This is a genomic window from Enterococcus sp. AZ194 (genome assembly GCF_051713825.1).
Lineage (GTDB): Bacteria > Bacillota > Bacilli > Lactobacillales > Enterococcaceae > Enterococcus_K.
On sequence record NZ_JBIOQR010000001.1, the window covers coordinates 546479 to 570963 of the forward strand.

The window sequence follows — 24485 nt, forward strand, 5'->3', positions numbered from 1 at the left end:
TTTGTTTATTTTGTTAATGTTTTTATGAATTAAAGGAGGAGAAGTCGTGGAAGCAAAATTGAAAGTTAGCGAAGGGTTTGAGATAGCCAAAATAGATAAAAGAATTTATTCGTCTTTTGTTGAACATATGGGGAGGTGTGTGTATGGAGGGATATACGATCCTAAGAATAGCCTTTCCAATGAAAAAGGATATAGAAAAGATGTTATTGAGGCAATTAATGAATTGTCTGTTCCTATGATTCGTTATCCAGGTGGGAATTTTGTCTCTGGTTATAGATGGGAAGATGGCGTCGGCCCCAAGAATGAACGGCCAAGAAAAGTTGATCTTCACTGGCGAACGGTTGAGTCAAATCAATTTGGTACAGATGAATTTATGGATTGGGTCAAAGAAGTGAATGCGGAAGCTATGATGGCAGTGAATCTTGGAACGCGAGGCATCCAAGAGGCCTGTGATTTGTTAGAGTATTGTAATCTTGATTCAGACTCTTATTGGGCAGAAAAAAGAAGAGCGCACGGGAGAAAATCAGCTTATAAGGTTAAGACATGGTGTTTAGGAAATGAAATGGATGGCCCCTGGCAGACAGGACATAAGACGGCTTATGAATATGCTCGTTTAGCCAACGAAACAGCAAATGCAATGCGCTTGTTAGACCCTGCTATTGAACTAGTTGTTTGCGGAAGTTCTAATGAGTCAATGCCGACATTTGGCGAATGGGAAGAGACTGTGCTCAAAGAATGCTACGACAATGTTGATTATATATCTATGCATCAATATTTTGATGCACCCACAAAAGGAACGCTTCATCATTTAGCAAAATCTGTTCGCATGGATAAATTTATTGATTCGGTTGTTTCAATTTGTGACTCAATTAAAGCAATTAAACGATCTGATAAGACGATGATGATTTCATTTGATGAATGGAATGCTTGGTATCATTCTAATGAGCATGATTTAGAGGTTACCCCTTGGCAAGAAGCGCCCAATATTCTAGAAGATAACTATACATTTGAGGATGGATTATTAGTTGGCTTGGCTCTTATCACACTTTTAAAGCATGCTGATCGAGTGAAAATTGCTTGTATGGCTCAGCTAGTCAATGTTATCGCACCTATTTTTACTAATGAAGAAGGGCTATTTAAACAAACAATCTTTTATCCATATGCACATGCGTCAAATTACGGAAGAGGGACGGTGTTACAAGCCATTATTGAAAGCCCAACGTACGAGGTAGAAGAATTTGGGCGTGTCTCATATTTAGATAGTGTAGTAATCGAAAATGATGATAATGAACATCTGACTATTTTTGCAGTAAACCGTAGCTTAAATGAAACCATGGATTTATCTTTAGATTTTATGGGATATGAAGCTTATCAATTAGAGAGTCACATTGAGTACGCTTCAACAGATCCTGTTGTAAAAAATTCTTTTAGTTCTTCAATAGAACCAGTTGAGATGAAATTGGATGCAAACATAAAACAGGTAACAATTAAACCACTTTCTTGGAATGTCATTCGACTAAAAAAATAGGGGGAAAGAGACATGAAAAAATTCAAAAAATTAGTAAAGGCAGTTGTAGTGTTTGGCGCATTAGTAGGGTTAACAGCGTGTGGCAAAAGTGAAGAGTCAAAATCAGAGAGCTCAAGTGATGAATTAACCGTTTGGTGCTGGGATGCTAATTATAACGTCAATATGGTTAACAAAGCGGTGGAGCGTTACAACAAAAATGAAGAGGAAAATCTTAAAGTCAACATACAAGATATTTCTAGTGAGGATGTTAATCAAAAAATGCAAACAATCCTTTCATCAGGTTCAACTAAAGGATTGCCAGACATTGTTTTACTCCAAGATGCAGATGGACAAAAATTCTTATCTACCTATGATGGCGCATTTGCTGATATGTCAGATTCAGTTAAGTTAGATGATTATTATGACTTCAAAAAGACAGCTGTTAGTTACGAGGGAAAAACTTATGGACTGCCTTTTGATACAGGAGTAACGGGTTTATTCTATCGAACGGATCTGTTTGAGGAAGCGGGATACTCAGAAAAAGATTTAACTGATATTACATGGGATCAATTTATGAAAATGGGTGACGCAGTCTCGAAAAAAACAGGTGTTAATTACTATGCAGATCAATTCTATACAGAAACACGTATCGAGCAGATCCTCTTACAATCAGCAAATAGCTGGTTTAATGATGAGTCCGGTAAGCCAATGGTTAAAGGAAATGGGACTCTTGCTGCCACTTTAGATATAGCGAAAAAGTTAAAAGCATCGTCAAATGTGACGGATGTTAATGGTTGGGATAGCTATCTCAAAGTAACCAATAATACAGAGACTGCTTCTATTGTGAACGGCTGCTGGTTTGTTGATTCAATCAAACAAGCAGAAGATCAATCTGGTAAGTGGGGCTTAGCCACTATCCCTCGTTTGGATGTTGAAGGAGCAACAAATTATTCAAATACAGGTGGAGCTAGTTGGTTTGTCATGGATAGTTCAGGTAAAAAAGAAGAAGCTATTAAATTTTTAGTGTCTACCTTTGGTGAAGACACAGAATTCCAGCAACAAATTTTAACTGAAAATGGTTGTATTTCTTCTGCAAAAGAGGCTGCTAAGGGCGAAGCGTATCAACAAGAGGTCGAGTTCTTCGGGAATGAGAAAATCTATGTGAAGCTAACGGATTGGTTGAATAAAATTCCGGCTGTCTATCAAACGAAAGAAACACCAACAATCAAAGACACGTTAAAAGAAAATCTACAAACTATTTTAGATGGAACGGTTCCAATAGATAAAGGCTTAGATGAAATTCAGGCTTCTGTAGAGAGTAAAATTCAATAGTTAAAAAATCATAATTAGGCCTAGGTAATTCATCGGATGATTATTTTCTAGACCGGACTAAACTAATTGGCTAGACGTAGAATAAGAAGAATGGCTTCTTCTTTCGTTCCAACGAGTGATTCTTCGTTTAGCCTTTTTATGAGGGGGACTACAATGAGAAAAGTACGTAGTATTAAAAAAGATTTTTATGGATGGTTTTTTATTTCCTTTGCTGTTATTTTAGCAGCAATATTTATTGTTTATCCAGTTATCAGTTCATTTTTGATGAGTTTTCAGTCAATAAAAGGGTTTAAAACAGAATTTGTTGGGATAGATAACTACCTTCGATTATTCAGTGACAAGACATTTCAAGTATCGATGATGAATAGTATCTTCTTTCTAATCGTACAGGTACCTATCATGCTACTTTTAGCATTGTTACTCGCTTCATTACTGAATTCTAAAATGTTTCGCTTTAAATCTTTTTTTAGAACGGCAGCCTTCATTCCGTGCGTCACCTCATTAGTAGCTTCTTCAACGTTATTCAAAATGATTTTTGCTAATGATGGATTGATTAATAATGTTCTATTGAAGCTGGGGCTTGTTTCAGAACAAATCCCATGGTTATCTCATGGAGTGTTAGCAAAAATTGTTATTATCCTCGTTTTATTATGGCGATGGACAGGCTATAATATGATTTTTTACCTAGCAGCTATGCAAAATATTCCGACAGAAATCTATGAAGCTGCCGAAATAGATGGTGCGAGTAAACTAAAACAATTTTTTCATATTACTATCCCTAATTTGAAACCCATTATTTTAGTTACTGCGATTAGTTCAACAATCGGCACCTTACAGTTGTTTGATGAGCCAATGAATTTAACCAAGGGTGGTCCGGGAACGGCGACAACAACCATTTCTCAGTATATTTATAATACCTCCTTTGTCTATTCGCCAAACTTTGGTTATGCAGCGACACTTTCCTATGCCATTGTATTGATTGTTGTGATTTTATCAATTATCCAATTCAGAGCAGGAGGGAAAGATTAAATGAAATCAAAACAGAATGTGATGAAATTTTTCGGATACCTGTTTTTAATTATTTGGACATTTATTTCTCTTTTTCCTTTTTATTGGCTTATAGTAGGCTCGACGAATAAGAGTGTTGAGGTTTCTAAAGGAACATTAGCGATTGGTTGCTATTTATCAGAGAACTTGGCTCATTTAGTTGAAACGTATGATATCTGGCGTGTGTTTTCTAATACGATAGGGATTACTGTTATTTTCAGTATTTTATGTCTATTTGTTTGTTCATTAGCGGCTTATGGTTTTTCAAAATTTTCTAGTAAAGGAAAACGAATCATCTTTTCAATTTTTCTTTTAACGATGATGATTCCGTTCGCGGCACAGATGATTCCTCTATATCGTTTGATGTCAAAATTAAGTTTGAATGATTCGTTTGCAGCGATCATTCTGCAAGGGTTAGTATCTGTTTTTCTTATCTTTTTTCTGTCTCAAAGTTTTACGAGTTTTCCGGATGAAATTATTGAGGCAGCAAGAATCGATGGTGCAACAGAACCATCAATCTTTTTTAGAATTGTTGTGCCAGCGATGAAGTCAACGATGGCGGCAGGTGTGATTTACGCATTTATGAATCAGTGGAACAACTATATGTGGCCGTTAATCATTTTACAAACGAATGAGAAGAAAACGTTGACCTTGATGATTTCATCAATGGCAAATGGCTATTATATTGATTACGGGGCTCTTACGCTGGCAATTCTTATTGCAACATTGCCAATGATTATCATCTTCCTAACGCTACAGAAACAGTTTGTTCAAGGAATGACCGGGTCATATCGTTGAGTATTTATCTCAAAAAAAATGAGTCTGGGATATAACTTTTTTTAGTTATGGTCTCAGGCTCTTAATATCCGAATAAACGGTGAGCACAGTACCTATTTTGGTTCTCGGAGTTAAAGATTTCTATCCCAACACGAATGGTTAGGAAGGGAAGAGAAACCAATACAATAAGAACTGAAGAAGCTTTTTTTGTTATTTATTTAAGTCTGATTATTAGAAGAGAAACAAAAAAATCAAGAAAATCACGGCGATGAATTCTATATCTATGAGGAGCTGAATAGATGTTTAAAAACCACCAAGTGTTACATGAAAACAGAGAGCGCGCGCATAGTTACTTTCAAGTATATGAAACGAGAGAGGAAGCATTGTCTTTTGACAGAGATAGGTCAATTGGCTTTCAGTCCTTGAATGGTCAATGGGCCTTCCAGTTAACAGAATTTGTTGAACAAATACCTGAAGGCTTTTTCGGAACAGGGGCATTATCTTCTTTATGGTCTACTATAAATGTTCCAGGACATTGGCAACTGCAAGGCTACGGCAATCCACATTATACAAATGTTGACTATCCGTTTCCCGTTGATCCACCCTATATACCTACTAAAAACCCAGCAGGATATTATAAAAGGAAGGTATTTTTCTCAAGCTTTCCTCAAGGAAGGAAAAAAATTCTGCGATTTGAAGGTGTAGATAATGCGTTCAAATTATGGGTAAATGATCATTATGTTGGTTACAGCACAGGGAGTCGTTTACCCGCAGAATTTGATTTAACGGATTTTTTGATGGTAGGGGAAAATACGATTCAGGTTCAAGTGTCCCAATGGTCAGCGATGAGCTATCTCGAGGACCAAGATATGTGGTGGTTAAGTGGAATTTTTAGAGATGTTTATTTGTACGATAGACAGAGCTCAGGACTCGTTGACCTATTTATTCAACCGGGATTGTCAGCTGACTATGCAACTGGCGAGCTAACTATCGACTATTCATTTGAAGGCATAGCGAGCAATAAGCAGTATACATTAAAAATGGAATTGTATGATACAGAAAACTTGAATCTGTTATTTAATGAGGAACATAATATAGTAGCAACAGAGTTTTCTAGCACCTACCAAATTGAGCAACCGAAGACTTGGACGGCAGAAACACCTTCTTTGTATTCATTGATAATTGAAGTATACGAGGATAATCAATTAATCCAAGTCATTCCTCAAAAAATTGGTTTTCGCTCAATAGAACTAAAAAACGGACTCATTCAAGTGAATGGTCAGCCAATTATATTTAAAGGAGTCAATCGTCATGATTGGCATCCAAAATTTGGGCGAGCAGTTCCTCTATCTGTTATGGAAATAGACATTCAATTAATGAAGAAATTTAATATAAATGCCGTTCGAACAGCACATTATCCCAATGATCCTCGATTCTATGAATTATGTGATTATTATGGACTTTATGTGATTGATGAAGTGGATATTGAAACACATGGAATGGATATCGTCCAAAGAAGAGATGAATTGAGTGAGGCTATCGATTGGCAGACAGCTTATCTCGATCGAATGAAACGGATGGTGATAAGAGATCAAAATCACCCATCAATTCTAATATGGTCTTTAGGGAATGAATCTGGCTTTGGCAGAAATCATCAAGCAATGGCTGATTGGGTCCGTAGTTATGATCAAACAAGGCTAGTTCATTACGAAGGTGAATCAAGAAATATTTTTGAAAACCAGCTTGAATTGGAGAACCATGCCAGTGATATGTTTTCAACGATGTATACTTCTGTTGAAAAAATGCGTGTAGAAGGGACAAAGACCGAACTGCCACAGCCTCATATTTTATGTGAGTATGCGCATGCGATGGGAAACGGTCCTGGGGGGTTAAAAGAGTATATGGATTTATTTTATCAATATCCTCGCCTTCAAGGTGGATTTGTGTGGGAGTGGATTGATCATGGAATTCAACAGGAGACGGATTCTGGGGAAATCTATTATGCCTATGGTGGAGACTTTGGTGATGAGCCGAATGATAGCAACTTTGTGATTGATGGCTTAGTGTTTCCAGACAGAACCCCTTCGCCAGCTCTTTTTGAATTAAAAAAAGTGATTGAGCCCGTAACAATTGAATTTTCTTCAGATAAAAAACAGGTGAAGGTAACTAATCGTTTTGATTTTAGGAATTTAAGTACGCTTATGAGTCAATTTATTTGGACAGTCAAAGGACAGATAGTGAAGGTAGTAGACTTAGGCGAATTAGATGTTAAACCGCGAACGTCTCTTAGTATTCCAATACCAGTCGCTGAGGGTATACAGAGTGAGGAAGAAGTTGTCTTATCCTTAGTCTTTAGAGAGAAAGAAGCAAAAGAATTTTATTCTAACAAAGTGGCATGGGGACAAATGATTGTTCGGCCTAAATCACATAGACAAGGGAAAGAAAAGAAACAGTTTAATGCTACTCGAGAAGACAATAGATTGGAAATTAAGAGTAATGATGTGCAATTGATTTTTGATTTAATTACTGGGGAAATAGTTACGTGGACCTACCAAGGAGAATCCATAATAGTAAAGAGTCCTAAGATGAACTTTTGGCGTGCAGCGACTGATAATGATCGTTTGGGTCAAGAAGAGTTTCATACCAAACCCATCTCAAATGAATGGTACGAGTATGGGGTGAATCAACTAGCCCAACGAGTGGTTGAAGTTCAAGTCAGTGAACAAGAAGAGTCAGTAGAAGTTGTAGTAACTAGTGTTCAAGGGGCAATTACCAAGGATTGGGGAATTCAACTGGAGAGTACGTATCGCATAATTAAAAAAGGGGCCGTGAACATTTCTATTAAAGGAAAACCGTTCGGAAATGCACCCAAAACTTTACCCAAAATTGGCTTTCAAATGAATTTAACTAAAGCGTTTCAATTTGTTAAATGGTATGGCTTAGGGCCAAATGAAACGTATGCTGATAGTTGTCAGAGTGGCTATTTAGGTGCTTGGGAGAGCTCGGTAGCTGAACTGATGACTCCTTATATTCGCCCACAAGAGAATGGAAATAGAATGGGCACTAGAAGTTTACAGGTAGTTGATGAGCAAGGAATAGGCTTGAAAATTTATGGAGAACCTTTTCAATTTAGCATTCGTAACTATTCAACCGAACAATTAGATAAGGCTGAGCATACCTATGAGTTAAAGAATAGTGGGTTAGTTGAACTAAATATAGACCATCAGCAATATGGGTTGGGGTCAGCAAGCTGTGGTCCTGAAGTGGCGGATGAATATAAACTATACAATCGTCCCTTTGGCTTTTCTTTCACAGTAGATTATCAAACTAGCTGAAGTGGCTGAAGGGAAATGCTATTCGCATCTGCATTGATGGAACCGAATAAGAGAAGGGGAGCATGGGACATAACTCAAAAAGTTATGCCCATGCTCCTATTTCCCGAATAAACGGTGGGCATAGAAGCAACTCCATCTTCATGTTGTTCCGCTCTCAACAACTTCTACGCATGAGACATGCTAGAGTTGAAGGTTCGGAAATAAGCTGAAATTCACAAAAATTTGAAGAGCAATTTTCGTGGATTCCCTCTTATTTCTCGGAGTTAAACACTTCTGTCCCAACCTCCTCTTTATTGTTATTTATTTTATCTCCTCAAGCTCTTTGATCCCGTATTTCATCAGCTTTAGCTTTTTAATATTCAAAAAGTTTTGTGCAGAGATAGCGAAGGCCCCATAGAGTGTGGCGCTTTTTTCTAAATAGGTATTTCGGACGAGGACATCTTTTGAGAAACGATTTTTTATTTGTGCATGAATGAAATCAATCATTTCTGGAATTTTTCGATATAAAGAGCTGTTGATAACAACCATTTCTGGATCGTACATCATGATGATGTTATTAATCCCAATGCTGAGGAGCTCGGCATTTTTTTCTAAAAGAGCAAGTGCATGAGAATTGTTTTCACGAAAGGCTTCTAGTAATACATCTGAATTGACATAATCAAGGCCTTCTTCATTGGCATACTCTTGGTAGGTTGCTTTGTTGGAAGCATACTGTTCTAGACAGCCTGAGTTGCCACAAGGACAGTCTCTTCCGTGGGGATAAAGGATAGAGTGGCCGATTTCTCCAGCTCGTCCACGATGCCCCACTTGAAGGTGGCCATTTTCAACAATACCAGCACCGATTCCGCTATGAATACTAATTGAAACTAGATTTCGGTAATGAGAAGAAAAAGTATATTCTCCTAGAGCGGCTAAGTTGGCTTCGTTCTCCAAATAGATAGGAAAGTCATAAAGTGCTTGTAATTCTTCCCAAAGCGGACGCTTATCCAAATCGTAGTAGGGTGTAAAATGAATGATATTTTTGTACACTTGCCCATGAATAGCAGCAGTCAAACCGATAATTCCGTGGGGCGTTTCTGGTTGATGTGCCAAAAAGTGGTCAATAATTTCCTGCATTTGTGACACCACATTTTTTGCGGTTACAGCGACTCTGTTTTTTCGGATGCTATCAATAATTGTCCCGTCGATATACGCAAGCATGGCTTCTATATAATTGTAACCAAGGTCAAAGGCAATGACGACTGCTGATCGACGGTTGAAGGTTAGCATGATGGGCTTACGGCCACCCACATTTGAGGCATCACCAATCCGAGTTTCCTGAATAAAGTCTTCATCAATTAATTTTTTGGTGATGGCTGAAACAGAGGCTTTATTGAGTCCAGTAATAGTAGAAAGTTCTGCCCGAGAGACTTCATTTTTTGTAATAATGACGTTTAAAATTTTCGCTTCATTTTGTTCTCTGATTGTATATTTACTCGATATCATAAGGATCTCCTAACTATAATTCCAATAATATAATAATAAAGTGTCTGTAAGCGCTTGACAACTAATTTCTTATGTTTTATAGTATCTTTGTAAGTTAGTTTATCGTACTAACAAACTTAAATCAAGAGATTTGTGAATTAGGAGGAAGAAAAAATGAGTTATTTTCCAAAGGTAGAAAAAATTCGGTATGAAGGACCAACAACTGAAAACATGTTTGCGTTTCGTCACTACAACCCTGAAGAGCTAGTGATGGGTAAAAAAATGAAGGATCATTTACGTTTTGCAATTGCATACTGGCATACAATGACACAAGATGGTTCTGATCCATTTGGTAATCCTGTCAACCAAAGGACTTGGTTTGCAGATACCCCTATGCAAACAGCGAAAAACCGTGTAGAAGCTTTTTTTGAAATTTGTGAAAAACTAGGCGCAGAATATTTCTGTTTCCACGATATTGATATTGCCCCTGAAGGCGATAGCTTAGAAGAATTTTTCGCTAATATTGATGAAATTACGGATTTGATTAAAGAAAAAATGGATCAAACGGGTATCAAGCTATTATGGAATACAGCGAATATGTTTTCAAATCCTCGTTATATCAATGGGGCTGCTTCTACAAATAATGCAGATGTTTATGCGTATGCTGCTGCACAAGTCAAAAAAGGCTTGGATATTTCTAAAAAATTAGGTGGCGAAAACTATGTATTTTGGGGCGGCCGTGAAGGCTATGAAACCTTATTAAATACGGATATGAAATTTGAGCAAGATAACATTGCTCGTTTATTCAAGATGGCGATTGCTTATGGTGAAAAAATTGGTCACAAACCGCAATTTCTATTAGAACCAAAACCAAAAGAACCATCAAAACATCAATATGACTTTGATGCAGCTACGACAATGGCCTTTATTCAACATTACGGCTTAGAAGGCGACTTCAAATTAAACCTTGAAGCGAACCATGCGACATTAGCAGGTCATACCTTTGAACATGAAATTGCTGTAGCAAGAAGCTATAATGCGTTGGGTTCATTGGACGCAAACCAAGGAGATGTGTTATTAGGCTGGGATACAGATGAGTTTCCAACGAACATCTTTGATACAACTTTGGCTTTATATGAAGTATTAGAAAACGGTGGAATTGCTCCTGGTGGAATTAACTTTGACTCAAAGGTTCGTCGTTCATCATTTGAAATGGAAGACTTATTATTGGCACATATCGCAGGAATGGACACCTATGCACGCGGATTAAAAGCGGCGGCAAAATTAAAAGAAGATCGTTTCTTCGATAACTTAAAAGAAGAACGCTATGCAACCTTTAAAGAAGGAATTGGCGCGAAAATTGTCAATGATGAAGAAGATTTGGAATCATTAACGGACTATGCGTTAGGTCATGACCATGTGAAATTGGAATCTAGTCATATTGAGTATGTGAAGAGCCGTCTAAACGATTATCTAGTATAATTTAAGTGGCACAGGAATTCTAGCAGAATTCAGCAAACCGCTGGTGATACGTTTTTAAATTAGGAGTGGGGCGCAAGTCCCGCTCCTTCAAAATTTAAACGGCGGATTGTGTTGTAAAAGAAAAGTGATTGAGAAATGAAAGAAGAGTGAAACCGAAATACAGTTGAAGAGGAGGAAAACAATGTCTTACGTTTTAGGATTGGATCTTGGAACAAGCGCGTTAAAAGGTTTATTATTTCGACAAGATGGGGTACTTGTAGGAGAAGCTAGTGCGGAGTATCCATTGTTGACACCGAAACCGGGTTATAGTGAACAAAATCCAGTAGAGTGGAAGAAGGCTGCTCATAAAGTTATCACGGAACTGGTTACAGCACATACTGAAATGAAAAAAGAATTAATTGGGATTAGTTTTTCAGGTCAAATGCATAGTTTAGTGTTACTAGATGATCAAAATGAAGTGATCCGTCCAGCCATTTTATGGAATGATGTTCGGACAACTAAGCAGTGTCAAGAAATTATGGAAAAAGCTGGCGAGCAAGTGCTGAAGCAGACAAAAAACATTGCTTTAGAAGGGTTCACTTTGCCAAAAATTTTGTGGGTACAAGAAAATGAACCAGAAAATTGGGCAAATGTGCGACATTTAATGTTGCCAAAAGATTATCTTTCCTTTTGGCTTACAGGTAAATATTCCATGGATTATTCGGATGCGGCTGGAACGCTATTGCTTGATATAGAAAATAAACAGTGGTCAGAAGAAATTTTAACTCAATTTACTATTTCAGAAGAAGTTTTACCGACCTTATATGAGTCGTCTGGTGAAGTTGGCGAGATTACTGAGTCTTTGAAAAAAGAATTTGGTTTTGAGCAAGAAGTGAAAATTTATGCCGGTGGGGCTGATAATGCTTGTGCGGCTTTAGGGTCAGGAATTGTCCAAGAGGGTGCCGGAATGGTTTCAATTGGAACCAGTGGCGTCTTTTTATCATTTGAGAACTCAGATAAAGTTGACTATGAAGGAAAACTTCATTTATTCAGTCATTCAGTAAAAGATAAGGTGTACTCAATGGGGGTAACATTGGCTGCGGGGAATTCTTTAAGTTGGTATCGAGATACGTTTGCGCCAGGGCAAGCGTTCGGTGAGCTTTTAAAAGAGGTTGGAAGTGTTAAACCTGGTGCAGATGGGTTGTTGTTTACTCCTTATATTGTTGGGGAACGTACACCGCATACAGATAGTCAAATCAGAGGAAGCTTTGTGGGAATTGATACCCATCATCGCTTAAAACATTTCGGTCGTTCTGTGTTGGAAGGAATTACTTTTTCATTGAAGGATTCACAAGAAATTATGGAAACAACAGCTAAACACACATTCACCAAAATTGTTTCTGTTGGTGGGGGGGCTAAGAATCCAGATTGGTTACAAATGCAAGCAGACATTTTCGACTCAACAATTGTGACATTGACGACAGAACAAGGTCCAGGTATGGGGGCAGCGATGTTGGCAGCGATTGGTAGTGGTCTGTTTTCTGATGCGCAAAGCTGTGTGGAAACTTTCGTTAGTTACGACAAAGAGATTACGCCGATTCAAGAGAATGTAGAAGCGTATAAGAAAATTTATGCGATTTACAAACAAGTATATGGAGCAACTGCTGATGTTTGTCATCAACTGGCAGATATTCGATAGACTAAAGTAATTAGATAGAGAGAATTGGACGATACAGATGGGCATCTATCCTAGTAGATTAGAAATTTTTTGTTTTTCTAGTGTTTACTAAGAGAGGAGCATCGTATTTCAACGTCTAATCTCTCTATTTTTTTGGTGCGTTCAAAGGTATAATGAAGAAGTTATCAGATGAAGGAGTGATAGAATGAACACGAGACAGGCTGTTAAAGAAGACTATCCAAAACTTGTTGAAATTTGGGAACAGTCGGTAAAACAAACACATAACTTTCTAACAGCCGCGGATTTTTTTGAAATAAAAGAAAATCTACTGCTTTATTTTTTACATGTAGACCTACGTATTTGGATAGTTGAAGAGGAAATTATAGGATTCACAGGGACGAGCGGAGAACACTTGGAGATGTTATTTCTGTCGCCCACGGTTTTTAGAAGAGGTTATGGCCGACAAATCGTGGAAGAGCTGATTAAAAGCGAGGGGATTATTTCAGTCGATGTGAACGAACAGAATCCAGGAGCGGTAGCCTTCTATCAATCGTTAGGGTTTCAACTTTTATCAAGAGATGAAACAGATGGACAAGGGAAAGCTTATCCTATTTTGCACTTGAAACGTTAGGGCAGAGAAGGTTTAAATTAAATAATCTTGCTCACGTTATAAAGAGTCAGCAATTTTCCGTCTAAAAAAACCAGATAACCATCAGATTGACGGGTATCTGGTTTTTTTTATTTTGCTTTCAAAATTTCTTCTTTACTGTGAATAAGCTGCGTTAAAAAGTTGCAATAAGGAGTAGCTAAGCCATATTTTTTACCTTTTCTAGAGATTGCTCCATTAATATAATCAATTTCAGTTAAGCGATTATTTGTCATCAAATCTTGGTACATAGAAGGATAGTGTTTACCGATAGTTGTTGGATCAAAGCATTCCTCTACATGTTCAATGACTTCTGGAACATCTAAGGAAACCCCCTCGTGATTAGCAACCAAGGCAAATTCATTGACAATTGTTGCGACCATCTCATGTGCAGGATGTGTTTCACCAAGCCCCGCCATATTAGTGTCTAACAGAGTACATAGACCATTCATCGTTCCATTCACACAGGCTTTTCGATAAATAGAATAGTGGATATTGCTTGAATAGCTTGCGTTTAATCCTGACTCAGATAGAACCTTGGCGATGTCACTTGCTACTTGTTCTTGATTTTTCCCTAGATTTTGTAGTTCAACAGAACCATTACCGAATAATTTGACTTTGCCGGCTCCTTCTAACCCAGCCGTCCACATCGTATTGCCGATAAATATATTCTCCATAGGGACATATTTTTCAACGATATCTTCATGTCCGATGCCGTTTAACAGACATAAGACATTCGTATGTGCACCAATTAGAGGCTTGATATCTTGAAGCATTTGATCTAATTGCATTGCTTTTGTAAATAAAATAATTAACTCTGTTTTTTCACCCTCTTTCACTTCAGATTGAAGCTCAATCGGTAATTGAACGGTCAACTCTTCACCATTCAAATTGGCGTGAAGTCCATGTTCTTTAATGGCATTTACATGTGCAGGCCAGCCGTCAACTAAGGTAACCTCATTTCCACCTTGATGCAGCATTAAACCAAATCTGCTACCCATAGCACCTGCGCCAGCAATTGTAATCTTCATTTTTACAAGACCCCTTTGTGATAGTTTTCGTACTTGTCCATTGTACTCGGTGACTTTGAGAATGTAAAAGGATATAGACTGGGGAAATAGTAGAGGGATGTTAATTTATTTTTATTTAGGATTTGGAATCAGCATGGCGACCTTCATGTTTCATGGGTTTATAAAAAGTATTCCAATTGAACTAGAGGAAGCGGCTATTATTGATGGCGCTAATCGATTTCAGTTGTTCTTTAAAGTAGTCTTTCCGATGCTGAAACCAACGACAGCAACCATAGCGATATTAGATGTTTTATGGGTGCGGAATGATTTCTTGCTACCTTCGTTGGTCCTTGTGAATGATGATGTACGGACGCTCCCATTATCGACTTTCTACTTTTTTGGAAAGTACACAGCCAATTATAGTGTGGCGATGGCAGCTTTAGTGTTAGTTTTACTGCCTGTATTAATTTTTTATTTTGTTATGCAGAAAAAAATTATTGTAGGTGTGGTTGATGGAGCAATTAAATAATAGAGATTTGAGGAGTTAGGTATGAAGCGTGATTGGTGGACAGAAGCAGTAGTTTATCAAATTTATCCAAAAAGTTTTCAAGGTAGTGACGGAGATGGTGTAGGAGACATCAGAGGAATCACTAATAGGCTTGACTATTTAAATGAACTCGGAATCACTATTATATGGATTTGTCCAATCTATCAATCACCCATGGATGATGGCGGGTATGATATTTCCGATTATTATACAGTTGATGAGTTGTTTGGGACAAATGATGATTTGAAAGAATTGATAAAAAAAAGCAAAAGAATTAGGCATCGGTGTCTTGATGGATTTGGTTGTAAATCATACCTCAGATGAACATGACTGGTTTAAGGAAGCACTAGCTAATCCTGACAGTAAATATGGAGACTACTATATATTTAAAGAAGGCGTAAATGGTCTGCCGCCAAACAATTGGCGCTCGTATTTTGGTTCATCTGCTTGGGAATCTGTGCCCGGAGAAGAGAATGTGTATTATCTACATGCGTTTACCAAAAAGCAACCAGATTTAAACTGGGAAAATCCAGTAGTTAGAGAAGAGATTTATGCAATGATTAATTATTGGTTGGATCAAGGGTTAAGTGGTTTTCGAATTGATGCTATTTTAAATATTAAAAAGCGATTGGAAGTGGGACAATTTGAACCTGATGGCGAGGATGGGTTAGCTTTTATAGGCAACTGGATACTAAACCAGCCAGGTATAGGGACATGGTTAAAAGAATTAAACGAGCAAACATTCAAGCCGCATAATAGCATGACCGTGGCTGAAGCAGATGTTCCAGAAGAACGATTAAAAGAATATATTGGTTCGGATGGTTATTTTTCTATGGTTTTTGATTTCAGTTATACAGATATCGACGTACCTAACACGGGGGAATGGTATAAATTTTCGAATTGGACATGGGAAGAGATGAAGGCCAACCTCTACAATAGTCAGTTAGTAACACAAGAAAATGGTTGGGCAGCAGTCTATTTAGAAAATCATGATCAACCTCGGTCTATCAATAAATACATTCCAGAAAAAGATAGGAACAAATACAGTAAGAAAATGCTGGGGACCTTGTTTATGCTGCTAAGAGGGACTCCTTTTATTTATCAAGGGCAAGAAATTGGAATGACCAATGTCCATATGAGTAATTTAGAGGAGTACGATGATATTGCAACGCATGATCAATATAATAGAGCCCTTTTAGCAGGCTTAACAGCTGAAAAAGCAATGGCTGCGATGAATCGAAGAAGTCGTGACAACTCAAGAACTCCTATGCAATGGTCTAATGAAAAGAATGCAGGATTCTCTGTTTCAGAAAAAACTTGGTTAAAACTAAACACCAACTATCCAACAATCAATGTGGAAGAGGAAAGAAAGACATCTTCTTCGGTTTTAAATTATTATAAGCAGTTAATTCAGTTACGAAGAGACAGTCAATATAAAGAGGTTATTGTGTACGGGGAGTTCCGTCCAATTGAACATCCTGATGTGATTATGTATAAACGTGTAATAGAGACGTCTGAGGTCTTAGTCATAGTGAATTATTCAAATTCAGAGCAAGCAGTGCAGGTGGATGACCAGTTTTCAACAATCCTTCTGACAAACTATGAGTCTGATAACCAAGTAGAAAGTAAACTTATTTTAAGACCTTATGAGAGTGTCGTATTGTCAAATTTTTAAGGAGGTTGTATTAGGAATGATTAAAAATGAAGTGATGCTGATTACCTATTCAGATAGCTTAGGAGAAAATCTAGTTGATTTGAAAAAAGTATTGGATACCTATCTTTCAGGTGTGATTGGTGGGGTACATTTACTACCATTCTTTCCTTCTACAGAGGATAGAGGGTTTGCTCCTAGCGATTATACAGTAGTTGATTCGAAATTTGGGACTTGGGATGAGATAGAGTCAATTGGAGAAAATTATTATTTAATGTTTGATTTTATGATTAATCATATTTCTAGAGAATCATATTTTTTCAAAGACTTTAAGAAAAAGCATAATGAGTCACCCTACAAGGACATGTTTATTCGAGTGGAAGAATTTTTTCCGGAAGGTCGTCCAACGAAAGAAGATATTGATTTAATTTATAAACGGAAAGATAAGGCGCCGTTTCAATCAGTCGAGTTCTCGGATGGGAGCGTAGAACGGGTTTGGAATACATTTGGTGAAGAGCAGATTGATTTAGATGTGACAAAAAAAGTAACGAAAGAATTTATAGCTAAGACGATTAAAGAGATGGCGGAACATAAATGTGCAATCATTCGGTTAGATGCCTTTGCTTATGCAATAAAAAAATTGGGAACGAATGACTTTTTTGTTGAGCCTGAAATATGGGAGCTATTAGATGAAGTAAGAGAAGTTGCAAGTGAATACCAGGTTATGCTTTTACCTGAAATTCATGAGCATTATTCTATCCAAATGAAGATAGCAAGCCATGATTATTTAATCTATGATTTTGCGTTGCCAATGATTACCCTATTCTCATTATATAGTGGGGAAACCAAACGCTTGGCTGATTGGATTCGTCAAAGTCCGATGAAACAATTTACCACATTGGATACGCATGATGGTATTGGAGTAGTTGATGCAAAAGATTTATTGACAGATGCAGAATTGGAATTTACATCGAAACAACTGTACAAAGTGGGAGCTAATGTTAAGAAAATTTATTCATCTGAGAAGTATAACAATTTAGATATCTATCAAATTAATAGTACTTATTACAGTGCGTTAGGAAATGATGATTCAAGTTACTTGCTGGCAAGAGCAATCCAATGTTTTGCTCCAGGTATTCCTCAAGTCTACTATGTTGGGTTATTAGCCGGAGAAAATGATATTTCTTTGTTAGAAGAAACGAAAGAAGGGCGCAACATTAATCGACATTACTATGCTATGAATGAGATTGAAGAGGAAGTTCATCGTCCTGTCGTTCAAAATTTATTCAAATTGCTAGCTTTCAGAAATGAGTCGAAAGCATTTGATTTAGATGGAGAGGTTAGCGTGGAGACGCCTTGTGCTAATGAGATTATTATTACACGTAAAGACAAATCAAAAACCAATATAGCTGTACTTACTGCGAACTTAACCACTAAAACATTTAGCATTGAAGACAATCAACAAATCATTATGAGTCAATAGATGTATTAATAGAATCTGTCGGCTACCTATTATCATAAGTGAAAAATAAGAGAGGCTGGGTCAAGTTATGTCCTAGTCTCTCTTTATCCGAATAAATGGTGGCTACAGAAGCAACGCGCCCCATCAATCTCTAAAGGTGGAACACCTTTAGAATTGATGGACTGCGTTCCGCTCTCAACAACTTCTACGCATGAGACATGCTAGAGTTGAAGGTTCGGAAAATAAGTTGATGTTGCACAGTACCTAACCGGTTCTCGGAGTGAAACACTTCTGTCCTAACCTAGGGATGATATTCTGCTAGATGCAGTGCTAACTTTTGAGCTAAAAGACTCGTTATTAGTCGATTTTCAGTTGATTATCCTAAGAATTCAAAGACTTCTTTTCTATTATATAGGTTCAACACTTTTTCGCACAGTAGTTGGCTAACTAGTGCGCACCCTAGTGGAATGAACAACCAACATAGGATGACTAGACCACCATTCAGTCCGTGATCCAGAGAAGCTAGTGGCCCCACGATTCCAACGAGACCAAAACCTGCAGAGGCAGGCGTTCCAGAAATAGAGAAAAGCGCTACAGGAATTGCTGATAAAATTGCTGTGAAGAAACAAGGAACTAAGATAATTGGTTTTCTAAACAGATTAGGCATCATCATTTTCATAGCGCCAAGAGCAATCGCAAACGTTACACCTGGTTTATTTGTTCTAAGTGAATTGACGACTAAGACGATAGTTGTTGCAGCCACACCCATAGCGGCAGCACCAGCAGCGATACCGTTTAACTGGATAGCCATACCAATTGCGACAGTTGAAATTGGTGAGATAATTAGTAGCGCAAATGAACAACTAATAAGAATGCTCATCAAGATTGGCTGTAAAGTAGTAAAGGTATTAATCCCTTCACCAATCGCAGCAGTTACTTTTGTGACATACGGATAAAGGTAGAAACCGACAGTCCCGGATCCGATACCGGCAATCATCGGTGTTAAGACGATAGAAACCGAACCAAATTTTTCACCAATTAACTGAATTAAAACGACGGCGATGGCAGAGGTAATCATTGTATTAATGATATCTCCTGTCCCTGCGCCAACATAGGCACCTGTTTCTCCAATCTCGGCATTAAATTTTACAACGCCAGAACCAACAAACGCAGCACCACCAACAACCATCATAGGCATAGGCTTGAAGTCAAATTGATGTGCAATAAGGGTACCAATAATTAAAGGTGTTGCTAACTGAAAAATAATTGCTGATTGACCTAATGCGACGGCTAAGGCATTATCTCCAAATAATTTTAAAATAGCTGCCAACACCGCGTTTGGAATAAGTCCGACGATAATCCCAGTCGCTGTTCCTGCAAGGATTTTGTTCAAAAAGATTTTTGGGGTTGTTTTCGTATCCATATTACACCTACTTACTTTCTATGTTCTATTTTTTGTCGTTTTCAAATCAGTTTTTTCGATTGATGAGTTTCCTGTTATGAAAAAACTTTTCATAATTGGTTATGTAACGTTTAAAAAACGGTCCCATCAATGGTGGGTCTCTATCCTCCTTAAATTTTAATATTTCTGTCAAGTACTAACTGATTATTAAAAGTAATCACAGACTTTGAATAAGTTATTTTCAATAGTATATGAAAATATATGGTGTAAATCAAGCACTTTTTTCAATAAAAACGAAAAAATTCGAATTTTCTGATAAATTATAGAATAATTAGAAAATAGGAAGGTGTTCTTAAGCTTGTATTAGGAAGGGATAACATGAGTTTTTCTTTTTTGAAATTATTCAAATGTTTTTCTGAAATTTATTGAGGATGAATAAGATTGAGTGAATAGCAAGGATGGTTTTGAACGAACGGTAAAAAATGAAAAGACGAAAGTAGTAAAAAAGATTCGAAGCGTTGACCTTTACAGAAAGTGAATAATGAACAGCTAAAATGCTTGTCGAGACTAGCTTTTTTAGCTTGTTCTTTTGCACGAAACGAATTGTTTTTCGGATACTTTACTAGCGAATTCTTGTGTCTTCGAGTATTCTTAATAAATAAAGCGGATACAAAAATGGAGATAAAATTAAATGAAATAATTAAGAATAGAAAGATGAGGAGTTTTGAGTGATGGAGATTCTAATTATTGGGGCTTCTTTTGCTGGCGTCAGCTGTGCATTACGTGCCAGACAGCTTTACCCTAAGGCGAAAATTACCATTATTGAGAAAAATCAGGTGGTGGGATTTATTCCAAGTGGTTTTCTGCAGTATCTAACTGGGCAAGTTGCACGATTAGAAGAGGCGGTTTTTATTAAAAAAGAGGTGCTCAAAAAGGCTGGGATTGAAGTGAATTTAGGGGAGTCATTGCTTCGTTGTTTCCCTGAGCAGCATCAAATTGAGACATCTAAAAAAAGCTATACTTATGATCGGTTGGTACTGGCATACGGCTCAATTCAAGAGTCTCAGGTCTTACAGGTTGAAGAGTTTGAGGGACGAATGGATGTGCCAGTAGTCTACAAAGATTTTCCCTCAGCGCAACGTTTGGCTACGGTTATTCCTGAAGTGCAGACGATTGCTATCATAGGTGCGGGGCAAGCAGGGATGGAGGCTGCCAGCGCGTTTGTTCAAATGGGCAAACAAGTAGAAGTGTTTGAAACAATGGATTACCCCTTGTTTAAATATTTTGACCAATCATTCTTAGCGCCGTTTCTAGCTTCGTTGGAACAGGTGAAAGGACTTCGTTTGCATTGTAACACCAGTGTTAATCAAATCCGCCAAACGCAAACGCAGTCTCAAATACCTAAAACTGTTTTTGAGGTGCAGACGCATTCGCTAACACAATTGAGTGATTTGGTTTTTACCATGGTGAATGTCCGGCCAAAAGCCAATCCGTTGAATCAGGTTTTTGAAAGTCATAGTGATTACACCATAAAGACGGATGCCTATTTAGAAACCTCTCAGGCAGATGTGTTTGCGGTAGGGGATTTGATTCAAATTCCAGCTCTTGCTTTAAAGGAGAAAACGTACATGCCGCTAATTAATAATGCGGTTCGTTCTGGAATGGCCGCAGCAGAAAATTTGAAACAGAAAACGAAGGTCTTTAAAGGTGGGTTACGAACGATTGGTACGCAGCTATTTGGCTGGTATTTGGCGAGTACCGGACTTCTGGAAGCAGAAGCGTTTAACTACCCAGGCAAAATTGCGACAAAAAGTTATCAGCTGTCTGCCCGTTTATTTAGTACGGAGGTTATCTATTGTAAAGTGACATTTGATGAAACAACTCATGAGGTATTAGGGGTGCAGTTACTTTCTAAAACCAATTGTTTGGAAAAAATTAATACGGCTGCTTTGGCGATTGAAACAAAGCGAACATTGGAAGAATTAGCGCAAAAAGATTACTTTTTCCAACCAAGATATACACCTGTATTTGATATACTCAATCATTTGGGATTAGGGAGTGATCGCGATGAGGTTTGAGGAATTACTCGAGAAAAAAGAGGCGAAACAAATTGGTTTACTTAAAACATTAGTCATGAGTGGGGGCAAACAACCTATCCAAGAGATGGCTGTCCGTTTGGAGGTTACCAAAAAATCAGTCGAAAATTACGTTGAGGACCTGCAGCTGTTTTTAAGACGCTATCAACAAAAATGTCAATTAAATTATAATGGCTATTATCTGTCTTTTTCGATGGTGCCTGATTTTTCGATTAGTGAAATTGAATTTCAGTTTTATCAAGAAGCACCCAAGTTTCAAATCTTATTAACCCTTATTCAAGAACGGGAGATTGCTTTTGTGCGTGTTTCTCAAGAGCTTCAAATCAGCGAGTCGTCCTTGTCGCGCAAAATTAAAGAACTAAATTTATTGTTGAAGGAATTTGATTTGACGATTTGGCAAGGGAAACTTGAGGGGGAAGAAGCCCAGATTCGCTATTTTTATTTTCAGCTACTGTGGTACATGGGCAATCCGATTGATGAAACTTCTGAGCGGAACAAGCGCTACGTGGAGAATATTGAGCGGGGACTGGAAATTTGTTTGAGGCCCGAAGCCAAAAAGCGTGTGTTATTGTGGTTAAAAATTACTAAGCTACGATTAAATATCCCCAACCAAACCTTTAAAGGGTTGAATAAAAAATTTCAGCCGTATCTAAAGGATCCAATGTATCAAAAGCTGAAACAAATTGTTTATCGTTCATTTGGTTATTATGCAGTGGAGATTCGTGAAGAGGAGGCTATGCTCCATTTTTGTTTTCTATTAAGTATGTCTATTTTGTCGGAAGAAGAGTTTCGTACTTATTCTTTGTCACGTTCTCGTTTTACGCCAACTGGTCTAGTAGATACGTTGATTTTAGAGAATATTCTTCGGTTTTATCGGCCGACCAAAGTTCACCATGAAGTTGAAGCATTATGTTATTACTATTTGGCGCAGATTCATCCGCAGCTGTACTTTTTTAAAGGAGATGTGGAGGTCTATAATCGCGAAAATATTTGGGCAATGGAACAGGAGTTGTCTAGTCGAGATATGAAAGGCTTGTGCCAAAAGCTTTTAGGCATCACGCAAGAGGAATTTCTATTGCCTGCAGATGAACAAAACAGTTTGCTTGCGATGACTGCGGTCAAATATTTGAGTGTACTAGCTATTTTAGACTTTCAAATGAACCGTGATGTACGCGTGGGCATTCATTTGAAGATGGAACCCTTATTTAAAAACGCGACGATTACTATGCTGATTTTGCACTTAAAGAGCTTGAATGGCGTAGTGGTGGAGGAATGTCGAGAAGGCCAAGCGTATGATTTGATTATCAGCAATGAAAAACTACATACTCACGCCCCAGTCTACTATTTTTCAGAGCTTGGAACAAAATATGATATCGCGCAAATTAAGAAGCTTATTCGAGACCTTTAAAAAGATCTTGAATAGGCTTTTTGTCAACATTCCGTCAAAAAATTTCAAAAAATAAAAAAAACTGACAGTATCGGTCAATCGATTGGTTGTACTATATGGGCATAGAAAGAAAACGTTAACAAAAAAAGGAGAAGATCGTTATGACAGAGAAAAAATACATTATGGCAATTGATCAAGGAACAACTAGTTCACGAGCAATTATTTTTGACAAAGAAGGAAAAAATGTCGGGAGTTCTCAAAAAGAGTTTACCCAGTATTTTCCAAATTCTGGTTGGGTAGAGCACAATGCCAATGAGATTTGGAATTCTGTTCAGTCGGTTATTGCAGGAGCTTTTATTGAATCAGGAATTAAACCAAGTGAAGTCGCAGGAATTGGGATTACCAACCAACGTGAAACAACGGTTATCTGGGACAAAACAACGGGCTTACCAATTTATAACGCAGTCGTTTGGCAGTCTCGCCAGTCTTCACCGATTGCAGATGAATTAATTACTAATGGGCATAAAGAGTTATTGCATAAAAAGACTGGTTTAGTAGTTGATGCGTATTTTTCAGCGACGAAAATTCGTTGGATCTTAGATAATGTTGAAGGTGCTCAAGAGCGGGCAGAAAAAGGTGAACTGCTTTTTGGAACGATTGATTCTTGGTTGGTTTGGAAATTAACAGATGGTCAAGCACACGTGACGGATTATTCGAATGCGAGTCGGACCATGTTATACAATATCCACGATTTACAGTGGGATAAAGAAATTTTGGAGCTATTGAATATTCCTGAAGTAATGTTGCCAGAAGTGAAAAGTAACTCAGAAGTTTACGGGTACACACAAAGCTATCATTTTTACGGAAGTGAAGTACCAATTGCAGGAATGGCTGGTGACCAACAAGCTGCCTTATTTGGTCAAATGGGCTTTGAACCAGGAATGGTCAAAAACACGTATGGAACGGGTTCGTTTATCGTGATGAATACAGGGGAAAAACCACAACTTTCTTCCAATAATTTGTTGACGACGATTGGTTACGGTATTAATGGGAAGGTTTACTACGCGTTAGAAGGGAGTATCTTCGTTGCTGGTTCAGCGATTCAGTGGTTGCGTGATGGCTTGCGTATGATTGATTCTTCTGCTGAATCAGAGGAAATTGCAGCTAAAGCGACAGGTGGTAATGAAGTGTATGTCGTCCCTGCCTTTACAGGACTGGGCGCACCTTACTGGGATTCAGATGCACGAGGCGCCGTTTACGGATTGACTCGAGGAACGACCAAAGAGGACTTTGTGAATGCTACCTTACAGGCGGTTGCTTATCAGTCAAGAGATGTTATTGATACGATGAAAATCGATTCTGGTATCGATATTCCTGTGTTAAAAGTAGATGGTGGCGCTGCTAAAAATAATTTGTTGATGCAATTTCAAGCAGATATCTTAAACACGAAGGTTCAACGAGCGGCTAATCTTGAAACAACAGCCTTAGGGGCAGCCTATCTAGCAGGCTTAGCAGTTGGTTTTTGGAAGGATGTCGACGAATTAAAAGCAATGCAAAAAGAAGGCGAAATCTTTGAACCGAAGATGAAGGAAGAAGAACGTGCTGATCTGTACGAAGGTTGGAAAGAAGCTGTTGCGGCGACACAAATGTTCAAACATCGGGTAAAGAAAGAAGGGAAATAAT

General features: G+C 37.8%; 18 protein-coding genes. 15 read left to right on the top strand and 3 right to left on the bottom strand.

Features of this window, described 5'->3' with window-relative positions:
• Nucleotides 1–46 precede the first annotated feature (46 nt).
• The 5 genes from arfA to IGI37_RS02765 all read left to right on the top strand — a co-directional run bounded on the left by arfA (nucleotide 47) and on the right by IGI37_RS02765 (nucleotide 7998).
• Nucleotides 47–1528, top strand: coding sequence for an arabinosylfuranosidase ArfA (gene arfA / locus IGI37_RS02745; RefSeq protein ID WP_438759865.1), 1482 nt, complete (start codon nucleotides 47–49; stop codon nucleotides 1526–1528).
• 12 nt (nucleotides 1529–1540) lie between these two features.
• Nucleotides 1541–2839 carry an ABC transporter substrate-binding protein gene (locus IGI37_RS02750; RefSeq protein ID WP_438759866.1) on the top strand — a complete coding sequence of 433 codons (1299 nt, stop codon included), beginning with the start codon at nucleotides 1541–1543 and terminating at the stop codon, nucleotides 2837–2839.
• A 153-nt stretch (nucleotides 2840–2992) separates the two neighbouring features.
• Nucleotides 2993–3868 (top strand): carbohydrate ABC transporter permease, encoded by an 876-nt coding sequence (locus IGI37_RS02755; RefSeq protein WP_438759867.1) that lies wholly within the window; start codon nucleotides 2993–2995, stop codon nucleotides 3866–3868.
• On the top strand, nucleotides 3869–4684 hold the full coding sequence (locus IGI37_RS02760; RefSeq protein WP_438759868.1) for a carbohydrate ABC transporter permease: 816 nt from the start codon (nucleotides 3869–3871) through the stop codon (nucleotides 4682–4684).
• 278 nt (nucleotides 4685–4962) lie between these two features.
• Nucleotides 4963–7998, top strand: a complete 3036-nt coding sequence (locus IGI37_RS02765; RefSeq protein ID WP_438759869.1) for a glycoside hydrolase family 2 TIM barrel-domain containing protein — start codon at nucleotides 4963–4965, stop codon at nucleotides 7996–7998.
• Between the two features lie 300 nt (nucleotides 7999–8298).
• Here the strand turns inward: IGI37_RS02765 and IGI37_RS02770 are convergent, their stop codons facing one another.
• Entirely contained in the window at nucleotides 8299–9483 is a 1185-nt protein-coding gene (locus tag IGI37_RS02770; RefSeq protein ID WP_438759870.1) for an ROK family protein, read from the bottom strand.
• A 153-nt stretch (nucleotides 9484–9636) separates the two neighbouring features.
• Between IGI37_RS02770 and xylA the strand changes: the two genes are divergently transcribed.
• From xylA to IGI37_RS02785, 3 genes are all read left to right on the top strand, one after another.
• Nucleotides 9637–10944 (top strand): xylose isomerase, encoded by a 1308-nt coding sequence (gene xylA / locus IGI37_RS02775; RefSeq protein WP_438759871.1) that lies wholly within the window; start codon nucleotides 9637–9639, stop codon nucleotides 10942–10944.
• 181 nt (nucleotides 10945–11125) lie between these two features.
• Complete coding sequence (gene xylB / locus IGI37_RS02780) at nucleotides 11126–12622, top strand: xylulokinase (RefSeq protein ID WP_438759872.1); 1497 nt, start codon at nucleotides 11126–11128, stop codon at nucleotides 12620–12622.
• 184 nt (nucleotides 12623–12806) lie between these two features.
• Entirely contained in the window at nucleotides 12807–13232 is a 426-nt protein-coding gene (locus IGI37_RS02785; RefSeq protein WP_438759873.1) for a GNAT family N-acetyltransferase, read from the top strand.
• Between the two features lie 107 nt (nucleotides 13233–13339).
• Here the strand turns inward: IGI37_RS02785 and IGI37_RS02790 are convergent, their stop codons facing one another.
• Nucleotides 13340–14278, bottom strand: a complete 939-nt coding sequence (locus IGI37_RS02790; RefSeq protein ID WP_438759874.1) for a 2-dehydropantoate 2-reductase — start codon at nucleotides 14276–14278, stop codon at nucleotides 13340–13342.
• 97 nt (nucleotides 14279–14375) lie between these two features.
• Between IGI37_RS02790 and IGI37_RS02795 the strand changes: the two genes are divergently transcribed.
• The 4 genes from IGI37_RS02795 to gtfA are packed head-to-tail and all read left to right on the top strand — an operon-like array spanning nucleotide 14376 to nucleotide 17938.
• A complete protein-coding gene (locus IGI37_RS02795) occupies nucleotides 14376–14786 on the top strand; it encodes a carbohydrate ABC transporter permease (protein WP_438759875.1) in 411 nt (136 codons plus the stop codon).
• A gap of 21 nt (nucleotides 14787–14807) precedes the next feature.
• On the top strand, nucleotides 14808–15128 hold the full coding sequence (locus IGI37_RS02800; protein ID WP_438759876.1) for an alpha-amylase family glycosyl hydrolase: 321 nt from the start codon (nucleotides 14808–14810) through the stop codon (nucleotides 15126–15128).
• On the top strand, nucleotides 15097–16479 hold the full coding sequence (locus IGI37_RS02805; protein ID WP_438759877.1) for an alpha-amylase family glycosyl hydrolase: 1383 nt from the start codon (nucleotides 15097–15099) through the stop codon (nucleotides 16477–16479). Before IGI37_RS02800 ends, IGI37_RS02805 begins: the two co-directional genes overlap by 32 nt.
• 16 nt (nucleotides 16480–16495) lie before the next feature.
• Complete coding sequence (gene gtfA, locus IGI37_RS02810) at nucleotides 16496–17938, top strand: sucrose phosphorylase (RefSeq protein WP_438759878.1); 1443 nt, start codon at nucleotides 16496–16498, stop codon at nucleotides 17936–17938.
• A 355-nt stretch (nucleotides 17939–18293) separates the two neighbouring features.
• On the opposite strand, the gene IGI37_RS02815 is transcribed toward gtfA, so the two are convergent.
• The gene (locus IGI37_RS02815) at nucleotides 18294–19340 is read right to left on the bottom strand and encodes a PTS sugar transporter subunit IIC (RefSeq protein ID WP_438759879.1); all 1047 of its coding nucleotides are present in this window, start codon (nucleotides 19338–19340) and stop codon (nucleotides 18294–18296) included.
• A 710-nt stretch (nucleotides 19341–20050) separates the two neighbouring features.
• On the opposite strand from IGI37_RS02815, the gene IGI37_RS02820 reads away from it, so the two are divergent.
• From IGI37_RS02820 to glpK, 3 genes are all read left to right on the top strand, one after another.
• Nucleotides 20051–21397 (top strand): FAD-dependent oxidoreductase, encoded by a 1347-nt coding sequence (locus tag IGI37_RS02820; protein WP_438759880.1) that lies wholly within the window; start codon nucleotides 20051–20053, stop codon nucleotides 21395–21397.
• On the top strand, nucleotides 21387–22823 hold the full coding sequence (locus IGI37_RS02825; RefSeq protein WP_438759881.1) for a helix-turn-helix domain-containing protein: 1437 nt from the start codon (nucleotides 21387–21389) through the stop codon (nucleotides 22821–22823). The genes IGI37_RS02820 and IGI37_RS02825 overlap by 11 nt, the downstream gene beginning before the upstream one ends.
• Before the next feature lie 140 nt (nucleotides 22824–22963).
• Nucleotides 22964–24484: a glycerol kinase GlpK gene (glpK, locus tag IGI37_RS02830; RefSeq protein WP_438759882.1), complete on the top strand. Its 1521-nt coding sequence runs from the start codon at nucleotides 22964–22966 to the stop codon at nucleotides 24482–24484.
• Nucleotide 24485 lies beyond the last annotated feature (1 nt).

Coding starts and splice junctions, on each gene's coding strand:
- IGI37_RS02750 (WP_438759866.1), top strand. CDS start 1,541: ATGAAAAAATTCAAAAAATTAGTAAAGGCAGTTGTAGTGTTTGGCGCA.
- IGI37_RS02755 (WP_438759867.1), top strand. CDS start 2,993: ATGAGAAAAGTACGTAGTATTAAAAAAGATTTTTATGGATGGTTTTTT.
- IGI37_RS02760 (WP_438759868.1), top strand. CDS start 3,869: ATGAAATCAAAACAGAATGTGATGAAATTTTTCGGATACCTGTTTTTA.
- IGI37_RS02765 (WP_438759869.1), top strand. CDS start 4,963: ATGTTTAAAAACCACCAAGTGTTACATGAAAACAGAGAGCGCGCGCAT.
- IGI37_RS02770 (WP_438759870.1), bottom strand. CDS start 9,483: ATGATATCGAGTAAATATACAATCAGAGAACAAAATGAAGCGAAAATT.
- xylA (WP_438759871.1), top strand. CDS start 9,637: ATGAGTTATTTTCCAAAGGTAGAAAAAATTCGGTATGAAGGACCAACA.
- xylB (WP_438759872.1), top strand. CDS start 11,126: ATGTCTTACGTTTTAGGATTGGATCTTGGAACAAGCGCGTTAAAAGGT.
- IGI37_RS02785 (WP_438759873.1), top strand. CDS start 12,807: ATGAACACGAGACAGGCTGTTAAAGAAGACTATCCAAAACTTGTTGAA.
- IGI37_RS02790 (WP_438759874.1), bottom strand. CDS start 14,278: ATGAAGATTACAATTGCTGGCGCAGGTGCTATGGGTAGCAGATTTGGT.
- IGI37_RS02795 (WP_438759875.1), top strand. CDS start 14,376: ATGTTAATTTATTTTTATTTAGGATTTGGAATCAGCATGGCGACCTTC.
- IGI37_RS02800 (WP_438759876.1), top strand. CDS start 14,808: ATGAAGCGTGATTGGTGGACAGAAGCAGTAGTTTATCAAATTTATCCA.
- IGI37_RS02805 (WP_438759877.1), top strand. CDS start 15,097: ATGGATTTGGTTGTAAATCATACCTCAGATGAACATGACTGGTTTAAG.
- gtfA (WP_438759878.1), top strand. CDS start 16,496: ATGATTAAAAATGAAGTGATGCTGATTACCTATTCAGATAGCTTAGGA.
- IGI37_RS02815 (WP_438759879.1), bottom strand. CDS start 19,340: ATGGATACGAAAACAACCCCAAAAATCTTTTTGAACAAAATCCTTGCA.
- IGI37_RS02820 (WP_438759880.1), top strand. CDS start 20,051: ATGGAGATTCTAATTATTGGGGCTTCTTTTGCTGGCGTCAGCTGTGCA.
- IGI37_RS02825 (WP_438759881.1), top strand. CDS start 21,387: ATGAGGTTTGAGGAATTACTCGAGAAAAAAGAGGCGAAACAAATTGGT.
- glpK (WP_438759882.1), top strand. CDS start 22,964: ATGACAGAGAAAAAATACATTATGGCAATTGATCAAGGAACAACTAGT.